Annotated in this window: 14 protein-coding genes, 1 pseudogene and 1 riboswitch; of the genes and pseudogenes, 6 read left to right on the plus strand and 9 right to left on the minus strand. The window is 25.6% G+C overall.

The genetic code is table 11. From position 1 onward, the window contains the following. Positions 1–97 precede the first annotated feature (97 nt). The 5 genes from IC175_RS06705 to IC175_RS19610 form a co-directional block, all read right to left on the minus strand. Complete coding sequence (locus IC175_RS06705; protein ID WP_227851314.1) at positions 98–1,399, minus strand: lanthionine synthetase LanC family protein; 1,302 nt, start codon at positions 1,397–1,399, stop codon at positions 98–100. Continuing rightward, positions 1,380–2,180, minus strand: a complete 801-nt coding sequence (locus tag IC175_RS06710; RefSeq protein WP_413927237.1) for a flavodoxin family protein — start codon at positions 2,178–2,180, stop codon at positions 1,380–1,382. The genes IC175_RS06705 and IC175_RS06710 overlap by 20 nt, the downstream gene beginning before the upstream one ends. Before the next feature lie 77 nt (positions 2,181–2,257). Continuing rightward, positions 2,258–2,464, minus strand: a complete 207-nt coding sequence (locus IC175_RS06715) for a hypothetical protein (protein ID WP_227851315.1) — start codon at positions 2,462–2,464, stop codon at positions 2,258–2,260. Positions 2,465–2,530: 66 nt separating this feature from the next. Beyond that, positions 2,531–5,605 carry a lantibiotic dehydratase gene (locus IC175_RS06720; RefSeq protein ID WP_227851316.1) on the minus strand — a complete coding sequence of 1,025 codons (3,075 nt, stop codon included), beginning with the start codon at positions 5,603–5,605 and terminating at the stop codon, positions 2,531–2,533. Further along, positions 5,583–7,031 carry an ABC transporter ATP-binding protein gene (locus tag IC175_RS19610; protein ID WP_227851317.1) on the minus strand — a complete coding sequence of 483 codons (1,449 nt, stop codon included), beginning with the start codon at positions 7,029–7,031 and terminating at the stop codon, positions 5,583–5,585. Before IC175_RS19610 ends, IC175_RS06720 begins: the two co-directional genes overlap by 23 nt. Positions 7,032–7,979: 948 nt before the next feature. On the opposite strand from IC175_RS19610, the gene IC175_RS06730 reads away from it, so the two are divergent. The 3 genes and pseudogenes from IC175_RS06730 to IC175_RS06740 all read left to right on the plus strand — a co-directional run. Further along, a complete protein-coding gene (locus IC175_RS06730; RefSeq protein WP_227831745.1) occupies positions 7,980–8,291 on the plus strand; it encodes a DUF6442 family protein in 312 nt (103 codons plus the stop codon). A 4-nt stretch (positions 8,292–8,295) separates the two neighbouring features. After that, positions 8,296–8,502: a helix-turn-helix transcriptional regulator gene (locus IC175_RS06735; RefSeq protein ID WP_227831746.1), complete on the plus strand. Its 207-nt coding sequence runs from the start codon at positions 8,296–8,298 to the stop codon at positions 8,500–8,502. A 416-nt stretch (positions 8,503–8,918) separates the two neighbouring features. After that, positions 8,919–9,470, plus strand: a pseudogene (locus IC175_RS06740) (PD-(D/E)XK nuclease family transposase); the annotation flags it as partial. Here IC175_RS06740 and IC175_RS06745 read toward each other — a convergent pair. Continuing rightward, entirely contained in the window at positions 9,434–9,895 is a 462-nt protein-coding gene (locus IC175_RS06745; protein WP_227851318.1) for a nitroreductase family protein, read from the minus strand. The pseudogene IC175_RS06740 and the gene IC175_RS06745 sit on opposite strands and share 37 nt — an antisense overlap. 153 nt (positions 9,896–10,048) lie before the next feature. Here IC175_RS06745 and IC175_RS06750 point away from each other — a divergent pair, with 153 nt between their 5' ends. Then, positions 10,049–10,372: a winged helix-turn-helix transcriptional regulator gene (locus IC175_RS06750; RefSeq protein WP_227435669.1), complete on the plus strand. Its 324-nt coding sequence runs from the start codon at positions 10,049–10,051 to the stop codon at positions 10,370–10,372. 4 nt (positions 10,373–10,376) lie between these two features. Here the strand turns inward: IC175_RS06750 and IC175_RS06755 are convergent, their stop codons facing one another. From IC175_RS06755 to IC175_RS06765, 3 genes are all read right to left on the minus strand, one after another. After that, the gene (locus IC175_RS06755) at positions 10,377–10,961 is read right to left on the minus strand and encodes a DJ-1/PfpI family protein (protein ID WP_227481826.1); all 585 of its coding nucleotides are present in this window, start codon (positions 10,959–10,961) and stop codon (positions 10,377–10,379) included. A gap of 71 nt (positions 10,962–11,032) precedes the next feature. Beyond that, positions 11,033–11,494 carry an Lrp/AsnC family transcriptional regulator gene (locus IC175_RS06760; protein WP_413926665.1) on the minus strand — a complete coding sequence of 154 codons (462 nt, stop codon included), beginning with the start codon at positions 11,492–11,494 and terminating at the stop codon, positions 11,033–11,035. A 364-nt stretch (positions 11,495–11,858) separates the two neighbouring features. Next, on the minus strand, positions 11,859–14,738 hold the full coding sequence (locus tag IC175_RS06765; RefSeq protein ID WP_227851319.1) for an EAL domain-containing protein: 2,880 nt from the start codon (positions 14,736–14,738) through the stop codon (positions 11,859–11,861). A gap of 410 nt (positions 14,739–15,148) precedes the next feature. Then, a riboswitch (M-box (ykoK) riboswitch) is annotated at positions 15,149–15,307 on the plus strand. A gap of 360 nt (positions 15,308–15,667) precedes the next feature. Here IC175_RS06765 and mgtA point away from each other — a divergent pair. After that, positions 15,668–18,358: a magnesium-translocating P-type ATPase gene (gene mgtA, locus IC175_RS06770; RefSeq protein WP_227851320.1), complete on the plus strand. Its 2,691-nt coding sequence runs from the start codon at positions 15,668–15,670 to the stop codon at positions 18,356–18,358. 647 nt (positions 18,359–19,005) lie between these two features. After that, complete coding sequence (locus IC175_RS06775; RefSeq protein WP_227851321.1) at positions 19,006–20,535, plus strand: ABC-F family ATP-binding cassette domain-containing protein; 1,530 nt, start codon at positions 19,006–19,008, stop codon at positions 20,533–20,535. Position 20,536 lies beyond the last annotated feature (1 nt).

A 20,536-nucleotide genomic window follows, 5' to 3' on the forward strand; every position in this document is an offset into this window, starting at 1 on the left:
AATTTTATATATGAATATTATTCTAAATTTACCAATTTTATATACCAAAAAGGCTATAGGTAAATTTGTTTTTACACAAATCTACTTACAGCCCCTTTTAGACTAGAAATAATAATTTTTCATAATCTGATTCATCACTTATTATTGAAATTAATGATAAAATTATACCTGTTGTTCCTTCTAAAAAGCTTGTATTTTTAATCATTTCTGTGTCTCTAAATGTTTTAAAACCAAATCTTAATGATGGATCAAATAATAGGTATATTTCGTCTAAGATTTTTTCAATATTGTACAAATAAACTTTGTCATTAGTTTCTTTATATATTGATGTCATTATAGATAAAATGCTACTGTGTCCATGACAAAGAATTGGTGTGTACAAATCATATTGCTCAAAATTTTGAATTAATAATTTTTTTAACATATCATTGCTTTGAGATACTAAAGTATCATTTTTTAAGTTTATAAATACATTTTTCAATCCTTTAGCTATGCTCATTCCTCCATAACACCAACTCTCCATCTGTGAACGATTAACATCGAAACTTTTTTTCATGTACTCATCAGGGGATATTTGTGTTGGCCATCTATAATAATCTTTTTCTTTATTTACAAACACCTTATATAAATTTAAAATTTTATCTATAGCCTTATCAATATCTTTTATATTGTTAATCTTTTTCTTTAATTTAGTTATTGAGATTAAAGGTGCTATCATACCATGAGCCATTCCAAAATTTAAATAACCTTCTGGAAATCTACCTTTGTCAATTTCATTAATAATATACTTAGATTCCATATGGAATCTTGGAATTATATATTCTTCATATTCATAATCAAAACAAAGTGAAATAAGATATTCGCCAATTTTCATTATTTTACAAACATCTTCATCAGTCCACTCAAATTCTAAAAGATAGTACAACACACCAGATACTCCATATATTAAATCATAATCAGTATCTCTTGAACCTTTAAGTGTTCTATTATTTGTTAAATTTTCAACTTTATTCTTACACTCACTTAATAATAAATTATTTAATGAGTGTAAGAAGTTGTCTAAAAGACCTGTTTTTTTATTAAATGAATATACTGAAAAAGTTGAATAACCCAAACCAATAAGCATAGAAGGCTTTTTATTGCTTTCAAAATCATATTCTAATTTATGTTTTATACCTCTTGCTAAACTATATCCTATTTCTATATACTCTTCTTTTTTCTCATTATTTACCAAAGGAATAAATTCTGATATTACAATTAAATAATCTTCATATCTAAAGGGTGGTATGTAATCATTTTTATATTCTTGTTTTATTGATATTAAATACCATTCAATAATAGCTTTAATTTTATCAAAATAACTTTTTTTCAATTCAATATTACTTTTCATAGAGATCATAATTTATACTCCTTTTTTTGACAGCAAATTCTTGAAAAGAATCAGTATTTTTTATCCAGTTTTGAGACCAAAATTTCAACTCATTTTGATGAGATATATTTTCAAAATTCACAGTATCATTTGGTAATGTTTTAGATTTATACATTCTAAATAAATACTCTAAATAATAGTTTGAATATCCATAGTTTCCTTGTATTTTTCTAAGTATATCTTTAGCTATTAAAGTTGGCTTTTCATACATTGAATCATTAATATAAATAAAACTATAGTTAGATAAATTTTTAATTCCTAAATTAATAGATAAATGTTCAAGATATTCAATAACTTTTTTTGACCCACTTTGATCAGCAACAACTAAAGTAAATCCTAATTTGCCTGAAAAACTTAATAAATGAAATTGATATGACAGTCTATCTATAAATGTCTTCATTATCCCAGATACATCATTAGCATATACTGGTGATGCTAAAAGTATAATATCTGCTTTTTCCATATATTTACGAATTAATTCCATATCATCTAATTTATCTAATTCACAAAAACCATTATTAAAACATTTTTGACATCCCATACAATACTTAAGATTTAATTCCCCCAGAAAGATATTTTTATAACTATAATCTTGATCTAGTTTTGTCAATTCATTAAGTACATTCTCTGTAATTACTCTGGTCTTTGAACTAGTATTATTAGAACCTATGATAGCTATAATATTTTTTTTAATAATAAACCACCCCTTAATTATATATCTACTTATTGAGTATAAGGTAACCAGTATAATTTTTTAATTAAAACTTATGATTTATCAATTCATTTCTTATATTAATAACAAATGCTTTATAAAATTTACCTAGTTAACTACTTCTTTCTACCACATATACTAATTTTTGTCATATTACAGTTGCATGAATCACTTCCTCCACAATAGATATTTGTACAAACATCTATTGATATCTGTACTGTGGTAATAACACATCCCCAAGTAGATGTAGCTGTCTTTGGTTCAATTGAACCATCATTTTTATTTTCTCTTAAATCAATATTAAAATCATCAAATTTTCCCATAATCAACCATCCTCTCGAATTTTTTTAGGTAATCAATTTATTATAAAGCATTTGCTACTTACCAAGTTAGTGTTTATATTTATTTTGATTAATAATTGTTTTGACTGATAAATGAGCCAATGATAATATTCTTTCTTCATAATTTCTATCACCATATAAACGGTTACAGAACATATGTGATATTGATAAAAATAAATTTTTATTATCTTCAGTATTGTTACATGACTTCTCATTATCAATTAATACTTTAAATTCAGTTAATTTATTTTTTCTAGATAAACATTTTTCTAAAATAGTTTTATCTTCTACAAAAGTTTCAAAGTTGTCTTTTAAAACATTCTCTACAAAGCTGACATGTTTGTTATTTGATTTATGAAATTCCTTCCTATATTCTAACTTATCAAAATCCATTAATATTTCATTTAATTCATCTAAATCTTTAGTTAAAGTTTTTAAAATGGAAATAACTCCAAATAAATATACCTCATCCAACACTTCTTTATTTTCAATATTATAAGAATTTAACAGTGATATGACAAACTCACTATCAGATTCAAATAATTCTTCAGCTTTACTTATAAGATTTATTCCTCCATATCTATTTGTCTCTCTTTCATAAACATCAAAAACCACTTTATTAATCATTCCACTATTTTCTATTTTTTCTAACCAATCACTAATCTTTCCTACATTTTTTATTGAACTTTCTTTATTTTCAAATTTAAACCTTATTCTCAAATGATATCCATCATTATCTGAGTACCTAATGAAAAAAAATAAATGTTTATCTATATTACACCTTAACTCATTTTCTATAGAGTTTAATACATCTAAGCTTCTCTCTCCCACACCATAAACTTTTACATATACCCAACCATCTGAAAATAAATTAAAGCATCTATTTTCACTTATTATTTTTCTACCTTTGTTTATTTCCATAGTTTTTTTATAGTTTTCTATAATAAAAGTAAAAACAAATTCTGATACATATTTATTATTACACTCATCTACTACCATACTTCCATCAATTAAATTAGTTTCAACTTCAGTAAGCTCTACAAACTTAGATTTCTTTAATGAAGCTAATATCAAATTACTATACACATCTTTTTCTAAATTAATTAACAATCTATTATCAGCACTCTTTAAGTAAACATATTTATCAATGGAAAATTTATTAATATAATTTTTTAATTCTAAAATAAATTTTGAGTTATCATTAACTGTAAAATCATCAGAATCTAATATCCAGGTTTTGGGGAAAACTGTAACCTTCCCAATTTTTACTCTTGGGATATAAACACCACTTATATCATTAAACATAAATATTCTATGTATCAAGCATTTATTGTAGTTGCTAGAAATACGATATAAAATATGTGCTACATCATTTATTACTCTAGGATTCAACATATTATCTAGTACAAATTTTATCTTTTTATTATTTTTATATTTAATATAGAATTGAGTGTTGTCATCTACGCCTATTGATAAATCTTCCACATTAATTTCTCCAACACTATCATTAGAAGGAAATCCAAAATTAATATAATGATTATAGTTTGTTGTTTTATTAAATATATTAGTAACTCTACCATTTGAGTTTATTTCTCTTATTTCTGATATTATATAATCATCATCTATTACTTTATTTTTTTTGTCATATATGTCTAGATACTCTTGAAAAAGCTTCTTATCTAATACTTCTTCAAATCTTTGGAATGTAGTTCCACCATCGTCACTTCCCACGTTAGGTCCAATGGAATAATTATAGTTATTCATTTCATCTTTAGTTATAAAAACATTTAAATCAAAAGATATTGGCAGTTCAGTTTTAGGTTTAATTTCATCTTTTATATCTTTTTCCTCTATTATTATTTCATCACTATGATTAATCTGAGATAAAGTTAACTTTTTCTCTAATAGTCGTTTGATTATATCCTCTCTTTCAGATATTAGTTTATTATGCTCATTTGCATGTCTAAATCTTTTGATTGCATCAAAACCATTAGGATCAATAAAATCAACAAATGGGATTTCTATATTCAGTCCATATTTTTCTATAAAATCACTTTCTGCAGATTCATTATCATATTTTTTCTCAATAAATAAATTTTTGAAAATATTTGCAAATTCTTCTAAGTCTTTTTTTATATTAATATCAATTGAATTATTATTAAATTTTATACCAGTGTTTAGCATTAAATATGTATTTGACTTATGGATACTTTCCATAATAGAACAGATTTTCTTAATATTATTGACATCATAATTATAATTATTGTAAAAGAATATTAAAGAATCTAACTCTTTTAATTTTAATAAGATTTCTTTGTTTTTTTCATCTAATTCTAAAAGTTCAAGTTTTGATATTAGTTTTTTTAATGGTTCATGAGTTAATAAATTTATTCTTAAATCAGTTAATATAAACTCACTTTTTATTAGCTTAAGTATAGTGTCATTAACAATATTTATATTAATTCCTTCATACATAGATACAATTGCTAAACATAATTTTTCGTAACTTTTAAACGTTTTTAATTCTTCTTTAATTAACTGTATCAAGTTTGAATATTTAATATTATTTTTATTTGAAGAAATTTTTTCATTACCTAAATTAGAACAAAAAGGATTTTTAAATCTATCTCCATATTTATAACATAAGGGATTAATTTTTAAGTTTAATTGCTTTAAAATTATTATGTTATTTTCAAAAGAATTTATTATAAAATGAAGCCAAGAATTGTCAACACTAACTTTTTTAGTTACTAAGTCCTTAGAAATATTTATTCCAGCATCACGATTCCTAAATTGTGCTAGTCCTACTTTACTAAAACCACCAAATGGTGTTGGCCTTGATGATGATCTTATTATATATTTCAAAAGACTTTCTTTGTAGTTCTTTATTTTTTTTGTTTTGCCTTCTTCTTTTTTTATAGTATACTTTTCAAAAGAGTCATATAAATTTCTACTTGATAAAAGTAAATTTTCTTCAAAAAAATTATATAAATTGTATTCTTGAATTAAATTTTCAACATTTCCATTATAGTTTCCATCTAATGCTGTGTATATATTTATGGGTAAAGATGGTGTTCTTACCATAAAAATATCATGACATTTATATATGTTCACATTCTCCATCAATAAACTCCCCTTCTAGTTGTATTTTATAAAGTTTTGAATATAAGTTTCCTTGTTCAAATAAGTATTCATGTGTTCCTTTCTCTACAATACTTCCTTTCTCTATAACAATTATTTCGTCAACTTTTTTTACAATATTTATAAATCTATGGGTTATTATTATACCTATCTTATTTTCGAAAACCTTTGTATATAAGTTTGATAAGTTGTTTTCTGTAAATGGATCTAGGCTTGAATTAGGTTCATCTAGAAGGTATACATCTGCATTTTTGACAAAAGTTCTTGCTAAGGCAACTCTGTGCCACTGTCCCATTGAAATTTGTTTTCCAGAGTCAAACCAATAGCCCAATTGTATATCATATTTATTAATTTCACCCTCTATAATTTTATTTAAATCAAACTCATTTATTATTTTTTCTAATTTCATATCATCACTAATTAAAGTGAGGTTACCATAATAAATATTTTCTCTAAGTGTTGCTTCAAACCTTAAAAAATCTTGAAATAAAAATCCTAACTTTTCTCTATATGAATCCATATCTATATTTTTAATATCAACTCCATTGATTAAAATATCTCCTTCATAATCAAAATAGTAACCCATTATTAATTTACCTAAAGTAGTTTTTCCACTACCATTTAAACCTACAATAGCAAAAGAAGTACCCTTTCTCATAACTAAATTTATATTTTTAAGTATATAATCTTGACTACTTTTATACTTAAAAAATACATTTCTAAATTCAATCTTTTCAATAGAATCTACTTTTATTAATGTCTTTTTTGTTTGAAGTTCAACTTCATTTGTCATATCTAAAAGTTCAAATAACATGTTAATATATAAACTGTTTTGCTTTAAAATTGAAAATAAATTCAAAATATTTTTAATGTTATCTTTTATATTCATTATCAGCTTTGTATATGTAATAACATCACCTATTAATATAACTTGAACTATACCAAAATATATTATTATTGCAAATAATATGCCATCAATAAATTCCTCTAAAAGATCTAATAGAGATATTTTAGTCAATCTTTCTTTTTCTAATGTTAAGTCTTGTTTATTAAATTTATTTATGTATATATTATATTTTTTTATAAAGTATGAAAATAAATTATTAATTTTTAATTCTTTGAAAGCATCTCCATTAGTAATTAAATAACTGTAATACCATGACTTTCTAGTCTCACTTGTCCTATTTCTAATGATGTTATATTTCTTAATATTGAATTTATTTATAACGAAAAATTTTATAATAGGTATAATTATAATAAAAGGTATCATCCAAATATTAAAACCTATAAACTTTATAATGTATAAAATAGTGGTTATTAATAAAGTCATTATTTGAATAATTGTGCTTATCATTAATATAATTTTATTATTAATATCTCCTTGTGCTCTATTAAATCTATCATACACATCGCTATCCTCAAAATTTTTTAAAGAAAGATTAGATGCCTTTTCTAAAATTAAGTTATCTAAACATAAATTGAATTTTAATTCAAATTTGTTTTTATAATAACCTATGAATGTTTCTATTATTAAGAGTAAAAAGTTTACAAATAAATATAAAAATACAATAATAAATATTTTTTCAATATTTTTATTACCTATTTGCAAAGAATTTATAATTTCTTGCATTAAATTAAGAGATAACAATGGTAGAATTGATAGTATTATTGAAGAAATAAAGCTGATAAAAATAAATTTTTTATCAGTATCTAATATTAATTTTATTATTCGCTTTATTTTTAAGATTTTATTATTTTTAATAATTATCACTTCCATTTTAATTAATAGTTACAGTTATATAAAGTTAAGTTATAACTGAAATAAACCATACATATAAATTTATTTTTAGAAATATTAATGACTTTTGATATTTGCAAATATGATGTGTAATTAAACTATTATTTTTAAACTATTATTAGAATTCATTTTTTTTTGAATATTCTATTTATTATTAGTATAATAATAGTTTTTTATAATTTCAACATTTATTTTTATACATGATAATACATGTCTTTATAATAAAACTTATAATAAAATTTATAATTTTATGTTATTAATATATGTTTCAAAAAATTATTACTATTAAATTTATAATTCTGCTATCTAAAAGAATAAAATTATGTTATTTTTTTAATATAATTTATTTTATCATTTAAAACAAATTAATAAAATATTAAAATTTTTACACTTTATTATTAAATTGTACTAGCAAAGTGATCTGTATCTACTAATATCTTTCTTCTTTAAATACTTAATATCTTAATCTATATTTGAATTTATTCTTGACAATAAAACTTGGCATGTTATAATAATATTAATACCAAGTAAACTTGCATATATAAAGGAGGTTTCTAAATGAATAAAGAAGAAATTTTAAAAAAGAGCCGCCAATCAAATAATGATGAAGGTATAAAATATATACAAGATAAAGGAAGATTAGTAGGTTATTTTGTATTTTGCTGTGTATATATTTTTATCATTCTATTTAATGCTTATGTAGATCAAAAAAGCTATGCTGCATCTTCATTATTTTGGGCATTTTTAGCTGCTGAGACTATTCCAAAATATAAATTTACACATAAAAAATCTTATATTATTGTTGGAATTATAGGTACAATTATTACTATTTTTTATTTAGTTAATTTTGTACTCTTATCATTGAGGTAGTCCAATGAAAAAAGAATTAATATTAAAAAATAACTTAAAAACAGCTAGGGAAGAAATAAATTTATCTCAGAGTCAATTAGCTGAATTAGTTGGTGTATCAAGGAACACTATCAGCTCAATAGAAACAGGAAAGTTCAATCCAACAGCAAAACTAGCACTTATTTTGTGTATAGCTTTAGATAAAAAATTTGAAAAATTATTCTATTTTTAATTATAGTAAACAATATAATAAATATAAAGTAAATTATCAGATGGATGAAATATACTTGATATAGATTCCATATCCAATAGATGGATAGATAAATACAAGAATAAACTCAAAGGAATAGGTTAAAAGAGTAAAATATATTTGCTCTTTTATTTTTTTGTATATTAATTTAAGATAAACAACTGAGATACATGCTAATAACAGGAAACGTTCTGCACTAATATATTAAAATTTCTTTTATTTTCAAATAAAAAGCGAATTTAACCCATATTAAATATGAGTATGAAAACTAAGCTATTTTAATTAGCAAATAAAAATTTAAACTGCATTTGTCAGTATCATAAAAATTAGGAGGTATATATATGAAAGATAAGATTAATTAATAAAAAGTTGATATAATAAAAGAAAGAGGTGTTGAAATGAAAGAGAAATTAGAAGAAAAATTGAAAATTAATAAAACATTAAAAGAACATAAAAGAACTTTAATTGAAGAAAAAGATAGAGAATGGGCTAAAAAAGTGAATGATATACTTGACAGAGGTGATTTTTCTAATGAAGAATTAGACAAGATTAGAAGTTTAATTCCAAAGGAAATATTGACTAGTGAAAATGTTGGAGAAGTTGTAACTGAGGATGGATATGCTAAACCTGAGTATGATGAAGTGTTTAAATCTTTATTTACTTTAAATAATGATTACGATTTACTTGCAAGCTTTATAAATGATATTCTTAAGGATGCTCCAGACGCCAATAAAAATATTAGACCATTTATTAAAATAAAGCGAATAATCAGAGTTGAGACTGACCCAACAATTAATTATGTAGGTGAAAAAAGACCTAGATTAGATATCTTAGCGGAAGATGAAGAAAAAAATCATATTAATATTGAGATGCAAAGAGCATCTGAGGATGACTATTTAGAAAGAGCTGAATACTATTTAAGTCGTGTACATGGTAGAAAATTAGAAGAAAGTAATATATTTACTGGCTCAAGATTATCTGACAAATTAAATTCTTCTCTAATTACATCTGGATTGAAATAGCATACCCATACACTCACTAATCCAAGTTCAGTTGCTTGTAACATCATGTGATCAGTAACTATACTTGTATCAATATCTGTAAGTTGTTTACCATCAAAAGGTCTTGTCCAAACTTTATTCTTATCCCCACATACGATAATTGCTAATGGTGCATCATATATATTCGCAGCCTTAGAAACTTTATTAAGACCTTCTTTTTCTTGTATTACAATTAATCTTTGAAGCTGACGATTCCCCCCTGTTGGAGCTACTCTAGCAACTTCTAAAATTTTCTCAAGTTTTTCTTTTTCAACCTTTTTATCCTGATAATTGCGACAAGAATATCTTTTTTTTGCGATTTCAACAAAATTCATTTATTTCCCCCCTATCATTTTATTAGGCTAAGTTGATGATTTATTTAACCTATGCTATAATCTTATCACTATAATTATATATTACAATAATGTACTTTTTTGTAACATAGTACCAAAAAGGGTACTTCAAAATATATTGAGAGGTCTAAAAAAATGAAAAAATGTTCAAGTAATTACAGTTGTCCTATAGAAGCAACCCTTGCATTGATTGGTGGTAAATACAAGACACTTATTCTTTGGCATCTTAAAGATACCACATTAAGGTTTAATGAACTTAAAAAATTAATACCTAAAGCAACTGCTAAAATGCTAACTCAACAATTACGTGAATTAGAAACAGATGGCTTAATTGTAAGAGTTGTTTATCCTGTTGTACCTCCAAAAGTTGAATATTCATTATCTGATTTTGGAAAAAGCATTATTCCTATTTTAGATGTTATGTGTGATTGGGGTTCTGATTACTTAAATAATCTTTAATTTATTATAATTTAAATCCCATAGCTAATTTTACAACTTCCATATGTTCCTTAGATGTCAACATTTCTAAAAGCTTAAAAGCTACATGTGGTGCGGTTTCTGGACAATATGAAGTTATAATGTTTCTATCTACAACAATTGGCTCATTGACTACATTTACATCAAATTTACTTAACTGTTTTTGTCTTTGACCATCTTTTAAATGATATGTAGTAGCTTTACGATTTTTTAAAACACCACTTTTACCAACAGGTAAAGCTGCTACACAAATAGTAGCAATTATCTTCCCTTTTGCATCAAACTCTCTTATTAAGTCTAAAAAAGATATATCATATGCTTCGTCATAAAATCCAAACTCTTCAAATCCTCCAGGAATAGCTAATGCATCATAATCATCTACACATATTTCATCTATTGTTTTGTCAACTAATACTGGAACATTAAATGTGCTTACAACTTGCTTTTTAAATCCACCAGTTACTACATCTATATCGTAATCATAATCATTTCTAGCCCATCCCATAACATCTACAAATACACTAAATTCCATAGTTTCAAAACCTTTTGCTAAAAAAACTAAAACTTTCATATTGTATTTTCCTCCTAAAAATATGTAAGAAAGTAGGTATTAATATAATCAATATTTTAGTATATGCTTATCTAAAAAATATCTTTGATTGTATTAATTTCCTCTTTAATTGTTGATAAAACAATGGTTGTATTAGCTTTCTGGATTCCTCTAATTTTTTTCAAAGTTATTGATATAAATTCTTCAAGTTCATTTGTATCCTCTGCTAATACTTTTATTAAATAATCATATTCTCCTGAAATGTGATGACATTCTAATACAGTATCATACTCCAACATAGTCTTCTTAAACTCTTCTATACTTTTAGATAAATCTGTATTGATAAATACGAAAGCTAAAAGTTTATACTTTGTTTTTTCTCGATTGATTTGAATAGTATACTTTTGAATTATATTTGACTGTTCAATTTTCTTTATACGCTCTGAAACTGCTGGTATTGATAGATTAACTTGTCTACTTATTTCAGAAGTTGAGGCTCTACTGTTCTTTTTTAGAGAATTAATTATTTTTAAATCTATCTCGTCTATGTCTATTCACCTCCTTAATTATTTAATATAATTTTATCTAATAATTTAAAATAAGTAAATAATTTAAATTATTTCAATAAAATTTAATGAAATATAGTATTTATCATTAAATTTTTAAACTAATTAAATACAACATACATGACACACTTAAAATATTTAAACTAAATTAAAATTAGTATTTTTATTGTATATCAACTAAATTTTTCTAAGTGTAAAGCTAATACTCTTCGAATTATTATTTTATAGTAACAAACTTTTTTATTTTATAAAAAAAATAATGATTATAATTTATATATTTATAAAATTACAATCATTACTTAGTATTAATAATATATGTATTTCTCTATATACATATATTATATGTATCCTTTTACATACCTTTAAATTTATCTACTTCTTTAAGAAATGTATCTTTTGGCATAGGCTTTGCATACAAATAACCTTGTGCATAGTAACAATCAATACTCATTAAAAATTCTGCTTGTTCTATCCTCTCAACACCCTCACAAATCACCTCTAATCCCAAGTCATTTGCCATCTCAACTACTTTACTAATAATCTTACCTACCTTACCTTTTCCTTCAGAATTATCTAAGAGAGATTTATCTATTTTAAGAATATCTACAGAAACTTGATTAAGAAGATGTAATGAAGAATATCCAGAACCAAAATCGTCAACAGAAATTAAAAAACCAAGTTCCTTAATCTCATTTATCATATCATTTGATATACTATCATTTTCAAATAGACTTTCAGTTATCTCAAGTTCAATGATGCTTTTAGGTATATCATATTTAGCAAGCAAACTTTGTAATCTATTTATATAATCTTTTTTCTGAAAATGTACTCTTGATTGATTTACAGAGATTGAAATGGGTTTAACTCCAGAACTTATCCAAAATCTTGTCAACTTACATACTTCTTCTAACACAAAAAAATCAACATCTATAATTCCACCACTCTTTTCAAGTATAGGTATAAATTCTCCTGGATTCATAAATCCAAGTTCTTTATGATTCCACCTAACAAGTGCTTCTGCACCAATAATGTTATTTGTTCTCATATCAAACTTAGGTTGATAATAAACCTGAAATTCATTATGTTCTAATGCATAATCTATCCTATCAACAATCTCTTTTTCTTTGTTAAGACTTTCTCTAAGAGATTCATCAAAATATATAATAGATGAATTACTTCTTTTTGCTTTTCTTCTAGCAATTTCAGCATAATCAATAGCCTTTGTAATAACAATGTCTTGCTCTTTGATAATATATACTCCAAAATTTGCCTTTACTTTAATGCCAATCCCCTTAACTTCAAAGTATGAAATACTTTTACTTATATCAATAAGAGTTAATTCCAAATCTTCTTTTAAATCATAGGGTAGGAGTAAAAGGAAATGGTCTGCTTTTACATGAGCTATTAATGCCCTGTCTCCAATAACTCTATTCAAAACTGATGCAACTTCTTTTATAATCATATCTCCAGAATCTCTACCATAATTTTCATTTATGATAGCAAACTTAGATATATCAAAAGCAATTACTGTATAAAATTTTTCTCTATGCTTTTCTAGAATTCGTGGTGCTTGATCTTCAAATCCATTGTAATTCCAAACTCCATTCTCTACATCTTTAAATGCCAAATCAAAAATATGATTGGAATGTCTTTTGTTGATTGCAATAACATAAGAAAGTACTGCTATTATAACTAAAAAGAAACAAAAAGAAATTAAAACTGTTTGAACTGGATGCTGATGAATATACTGTGATAAACTAATTTTATAGTCTTGAAAAATTGTATGCTTTGCAATAATTTCTGAATACTCATCTTTATTAAGTGCATTTATTCTCTTATCCAAAATGGAATATAATGTTGGATTTATATTTTTTCCAACACCTAAAGATATATTAGTTTTATAATCATTAACTAGAATTGCTTTTAAATTATTATAATCTTTTTGTATATAGTCTTCAGCAGAATATGTATTTACAAATGCTGCATCTGCATCTCCACTTTTTACTGCATTTATAGCTTTTTCTTCAGATTTATATCTTTGAATATTGCTACCTTTATAGTGTTCTTTGATATACTCATCATTGAATGTATCGCTCTCAGCGACAGCTATATTATCAATTTTGGTATTTTTATAATTTTTAGTTATAATGCTATAGTTCAATGTCATATAAGGAGATGTAATCTTAATTCCATTCTGCTCTGACCACCCATAATCTGAATTAAAAAAACATATAACATCTGCCTTTCCCTCTTTTACCATATCAATCGATTCTTTATATGAATTAGCTTTTACATAATCTATACTTAATCCAAGCTCTTTTACAATTAAATCAAATATATCTGGTACAATACCTTTAAGTCTACCTGTATCTAAATATGATAATGGATATGAGTTTGGCATACTTACTACACGTATATGATTATTTCTTTTTAAGTAATTGCTTTCTTCCCTGGAAAGAATAAATGTATCTTTATTACTAGACTGATAGTACTTACTATATAAATTAAACTTATATGCTGGATTGTCCATCTCAATATCTTCTAAAGCTTCATTTACATCTTGTAACAGTTCAGTGTTACCTTTTTTTACAATACAATAAAATGGGGATGGAGCAAATTGCGCAATTACGCTTTCATTTTTGACTTTTCTCAAACTACTAGTTAATATAGCATTTACTTTTCCACTTTTTAATGCATTTTCCAATTCTTCCTGATTTTTAAAATATTTAAATGTGTAATTAAATCCTTTTTCATTTGCAAATTTCTTTAAATGTTCATTTCTACTATTTCCATAAAGTAGTCCAACCTTTATTCCATTAAAATTTTTATAATCATTTGGTGTATACTTTGAATTTCCACTTTTTACTGTAAGTCGTGCATAACTACTTCCCATAGGTACCTCTGAAAAATCAAATTTCTCAGCACGTTCTTTTGTATATTGTGCAGAAGTAAGTAAATCAATCTGTCCATTTTCTAACATAGTTTGACACTCTTCCCATGTACCAGATACATACTCATATGTCCAGCCAGTATACTTTGCAATCTCATGAAGATATTCATATCCATACCCATTTCTATTTCCATTTTTATCATAATCATGATATCCTTCAAAATCAAAAAAACCTACTTTTATAACACGTTTTTCTGTCTTTGCAAGTGATTGTATTGGAAAACACATAAATATCATACAATTAATTAAAAATACGATGAAAATCAGTCTCTTAATTGACACAAACTTTATCCCCCCTCATATAAAACCTTCCCTCAAATTATTTATAATCATTCTAATAATACATTACTTAGATTTATATCATACATAAACTTATCATTATACTTAATACTTAAAAAAATATATGTTTATCTAAGAATAAATAAACATATATTTTTAGTGATTACTCTAAAAGTATAACTTTATATAGTAATTATATATTTTTATTTATTATAATTATATAAATATCTTAGCATACCATTAAAAGTTCAACAATACTACACCTTTGATTTTATAAGTCGCAATATTTTATGAATATATTCTGCTAGGGAAAAATATGTAATTTATAGCAAGTAATAGAAAATATTAACTGTACTTAGTTTTTTTCAAGCTATTGACAAATATTTTTTTATAGCTTACAATTTTAGAGAAATTAAATATTTCGGTAGGTGAGGCTACCATAGGGATACGGGTTGCTGCCGCAAAATAGTGGAGACACTATGAGAAGGTCAACAGTTTATGTCGATTCCAAGGCATAATCTAACGCAATTTCATCGCCCTATGAAGTTAAAGCTTGAACGATGAATGAAACAGTTTGTGCTGTTTTATAAATATACTTAGGTTTTTATACCTTGGTTATTTTTATATGGATTTAAATCCCTTGTCATTGTTCTTGCTTTGACAAGGGATTTTTTAATACCTATTTGTCTATTATAGGTTTATATATTTTGAATTTAGGAGGTGGAGAAAATGGACGTAGGAAGTAGTAGTAGCATAAGCCCTGTCGGGCGAAGTAATCACTTATTTGAAGAATACATGTACTATTTTGTACGTCTTATTTCTTCTACCTGTTTTTAATAAATATAAAATAAGCGATGTGTTTTCGTCACAGGCTTATGTCTTTACTTCCTTTTTTCTGTACAAAACAGATAATTATTAAGGAGGATTTAGACATGATAAAAAAATTAAATAAAAAATTTATTACAAGAACTTCATCTAGTTCAACTTCAAAGGAACGTTTAATTGATTCAGCTACAATGAACGCCTGTATTTTATTAAACGAATATGAAAATTCTTATAATGGCTATTGTGAAAAAATGGTTAATAAAATGCAAGATAAGTACGGCAAAAATGAAATCACTCAAAAAAAAGGTGATTCTTTTATAAAAAAACTTATAAAATCTTTTATAAATCCCTTTACTATTGTACTTCTTACTTTAGCTATAATTTCCTTTATTACAGATGTTATTTTAGCAAAACCTGATGATAAAAATGCAACTACAGTTATTATAGTCTTAACAATGGTAACTATAAGTGGTCTATTGCAATTTATTCAAGAATATCGCTCTGGAAAAGCAGCTCAAGCTCTAAGTGAAATGGTAAATACTACTATATCAGTTATGCGTAATTCTAAAGAATTAGTGGAAATACCACTAAGAGAAGTTGTAGTTGGAGATATTATCCATCTTGCTGCTGGTGATATGGTTCCAGCTGATGTACGTATATTACAGTCTAAAGATTTATTTGTTAGTCAGTCTTCTATTACAGGAGAAAGTGAACCAATAGAAAAGTTTTATAATACTAAAAAAAGTACTTCAAATAATGTTCTTGATTTAGACAACCTTGCATTTATGGGTAGTAATGTAATCAGTGGCTCAGCTATAGCTATTGTCATTGCAGTAGGTGATTGTACTATATTTGGTTCTATTGCTCAACAAATAACAAATAAAAAAACTATAACAAGTTTTGAAAAGGGTGTTAATTCAGTTTCATGGTTACTTATAAGATTTATGTTTGTCATGGTTCCAATTGTTCTCTTTGTAAATGGCTTTACAAAAGGTGATTGGACAGAAGCATTTTTGTTTGCACTTTCAGTAGCAGTTGGACTTACACCAGAAATGTTACCAATGTTAGTATCTGCAAACCTTGCAAAAGGAGCAGTTGCTATGTCAAAGAAAAAGGTTATTGTTAAAAACTTAAGTTCTATCCAAAACTTTGGTGCTATGGATATACTTTGCACTGACAAAACAGGAACTTTGACTCAAGATAAAGTAATCTTAGAATATTCTCTTGATATTCATGGCAAGGAAGATAGACGAGTTCTTCGTCATGCATTTTTAAATAGTTACCATCAAACAGGTCTTAAGAACCTTATGGATATAGCTATTATCAACCATGCAAATGAAAATGGTATGCAAGAACTTTGGAAAAACTACACAAAAATTGATGAAATCCCATTCGATTTCAATAGAAGAAGAATGAGTGTAGTTGTTAAAAATAAACTAGGAAAAACTCAGCTTATTACAAAAGGTGCTATTGAAGAAATGCTATCAATTTGTACTCATGTTGAATATAAAGGTGATATTCAGTTAATCACTAATGAAATACGTAAGGAAATTCTTACAACTGTTTCTAAGTATAATGATGATGGGATGAGAGTTTTAGGCATTGCCCAAAAAAACAACCCTTCACCTATAGATTCTTTTTCAGTTTCTGACGAAAGTAACATGGTTTTAATAGGTTATCTTGCATTTTTAGACCCTCCAAAAAAAAGTACATCTAATGCTATAAATGCATTACTTGAAAATGGAGTTGATGTAAAAGTCCTAACTGGTGATAATGATGCAGTAACAAAATGTATTTGTAAACAAGTAGGCATTAAAGTTAAAAATATCCTACTTGGTTCAGATATAGAAGACATGAGTGATACTAAACTTGATGAAATGGTGAAATGTACAAGTATATTTGCAAAACTTTCTCCAGAGCAAAAATCTCGTATAGTCGCATCTCTTCGTAGAAATGGTCATACGGTTGGTTTTATGGGTGATGGTATAAATGATGCTGTTGCTATGAAAGAATCTGATGTTGGAATATCTGTTGATACAGCTGTTGATATTGCTAAGGAATGTGCAAATATTATACTGCTTGAAAAAGACCTTATGGTATTAGAAGAAGGTGTTATTGAAGGAAGAAAAACATATGCAAATATTATAAAGTATATAAAGGTGACAGCAAGTTCTAATTTTGGCAATATGTTTTCTGTATTAATAGCAAGTGCATTTCTACCATTTTTACCAATGTTACCAATTCAAATTTTAGTGCTAAACTTAATCTATGATATCTCATGTATAACTATTCCATGGGATAATGTAGATGATGATTATCTAAAAATCCCAAGAAAATGGGACTCATCATCTATAAGTAAATTTATGACTTGGATTGGTCCAACTAGTTCAATATTTGATATTACAACATATATATTAATGTATTTTTTCATATGTCCAAGAGTATTTGGCGGAAGTTTTCATAGCTTAGATACTACAAGTCAACTTGGTTTTATATCTCTATTTCATGCAGGATGGTTTGTAGAATCTTTATGGTCTCAAACATTGGTTATTCATATGATAAGAACTCCACACATTCCATTTGTTAAAAGTAGAGCTTCATGGAGACTAACGCTCTTAACAACAATAGGAATTACAATTGGAACTATTATACCTTATACATCATTTGGAAATGCTATTGGTATGATTCCACTACCAAATATCTATTTTATAGGGTTAATTTTTACTATCTTATCTTATATGGTATTGGTAACTATGATAAAAAAAATCTTTATAAAAAAATATGGAGAATTGCTATAATTTAAATATTTATATAATATATAAATATTTTAAAATATATTCAAATAAAAGAAGCTATTTACTTTTTTAAAATCTTGTAAGTAGCTTCTATTTTATTGTAATTAATTTATATCCTTTATTTTTATAATATAACTTAAACTTATTGTATTATAAAAGTTCTCGTGTAAAAATATCTTTTATATTGACTATAATTAAGTATTATGATAACATGATTTAAGCTATAATTAGTGATATATGTATTAAATTAAATGAAAAAAATCAAAAGTACAATAGTGCAATTTAAATATAAATGAATTAGAATTAATATTGAGATTAGGATGTGAATAATTATGATTTATATAAAATTAGTTAAACTTGTTAGAAAACTTAACTCTACACAAATGTATATGATGAAGCGTTGTGTAGAGGTTAATCTGGAAGCTTAAAGCTTCTATCTTCATCGGCAAATATAGGTTTAGTGTAGTTTTTTAGCTATGCTTATTTAAATTTACCTATTTGCCGATAGATATATAGATTTTATGGCCATAGATAGCAATGCTTATCTATGGCCTTTTGTTTTTCCAAAAGCAGAGGTCGGCATTTTATAATGCTATTCCTCTGCTTTTTTATTTTCATAAAATTTTTATAGTAAAAAAGGAGTTTGAATTATGAGTTTATTAAAAGTAAATAATTTATCACAATGTTTTATGGATAAATCACTGTACGAAAAAGCTGACTTTGATTTATTTAAAGGCGAACATATAGGTGTGGTTGGCCAAAATGGTGTAGGTAAAAGCACCTTAATTAAAATTTTATTAGGAGAAGTTATCCCAGATACAGGAGAGATTAAGTGGCAACCTAATATCAAAATAGGTCATTTGGACCAATATGCAGATATTAATAGAGATACAACAATATCATTGTATTTACACACTGCATTTGAAGACCTCTATAAAATAGAGAAAGAAATGAATTTGCTATATCAAGAAAGTTCTATATCTGGAAATGAGCAACAACTTATTAAGGCATCAACTTATCAAGAGCAATTAATAGCAAGTGATTTCTACTCTATAGACAATGAAATAAATAAGGTAGCAAATGGTCTTGGACTAGATTCAATAGGAATGAATCGTATTATTGGGGAACTTAGTGGAGGTCAAAGAGCAAAAGTAATTATGGCAAAATTACTACTTTCTAATTATGAAGTTTTATTATTAGATGAACCAACAAATTTTTTAGACAAAGAGCATGTTGAATGGCTTGCCAATTATCTAAATACATTTAGAGGTGCATTTATTGTAGTCTCCCATGATTTCGACTTTCTAGAAAAAATTTCCACAGGTATTCTCGATATAGAATTTGGAATGATTAAAAAGTATCATGGAAAATACTCAGAATTTCTTAAACAAAAATCACACTTAAGAGAGGATTATATTAGAAAATATCAAGCGCAACAAAAGAAAATAGAAAAAGAAGAAACATTTATACGTAAAAATAAGGCTGGTGTAAATTCAAAAATTGCAAGAGGAAGACAAAAACAATTGGATAGAATAGAAAGAATAGCTCCTCCTAACTTTACAGGAAAACCATGTATCCAATTTGCAGAAATTGAAATATCTGTGCAAAACGCACTCACAGTAACTAATCTTGAAGTTGGATACTATTATCCATTACTACCAAAATTAAATTTTTCTGTTAATGCAGGTCAAAAAGTAGTTATAACTGGATTTAATGGAATTGGTAAATCCACTTTGTTAAAAACATTGGTTAAAGATATCCCTTGTATTTCTGGAAGCTTCCTCTTTTCAGACCAGATAAAAATTGGTTATTATGAGCAGGATTTAAAATGGGAAAATCCTATTAAAACACCACTTCAAATAATGGCAGATATATATCCAAAATTAAGCACAAAGGAAATCAGACGCTCTTTAGCCAAGTGTGGTGTAAAAGAAGAACATGTTTCAAGAAGTGTTTCCACACTAAGTGGTGGTGAACAGTCTAAGGTTAAATTATGTTGTGTGATGTTGTCACCTTGTAATTTCTTGATTTTAGATGAACCAACTAACCACTTTGATGCAGAAACAAAAGATGCTTTACAAAATGCTTTGAAACAATTTAAGGGAAGTATTATTTTAGTTTCTCACGAAGAAAAGTTTTATAAAGGTTGGATTGACAAGGTATTTAATTTGAAATCGTAAA

It is taken from the genome of Clostridioides sp. ES-S-0123-01, from assembly GCF_020658415.1.
GTDB lineage: Bacteria > Bacillota > Clostridia > Peptostreptococcales > Peptostreptococcaceae > Clostridioides.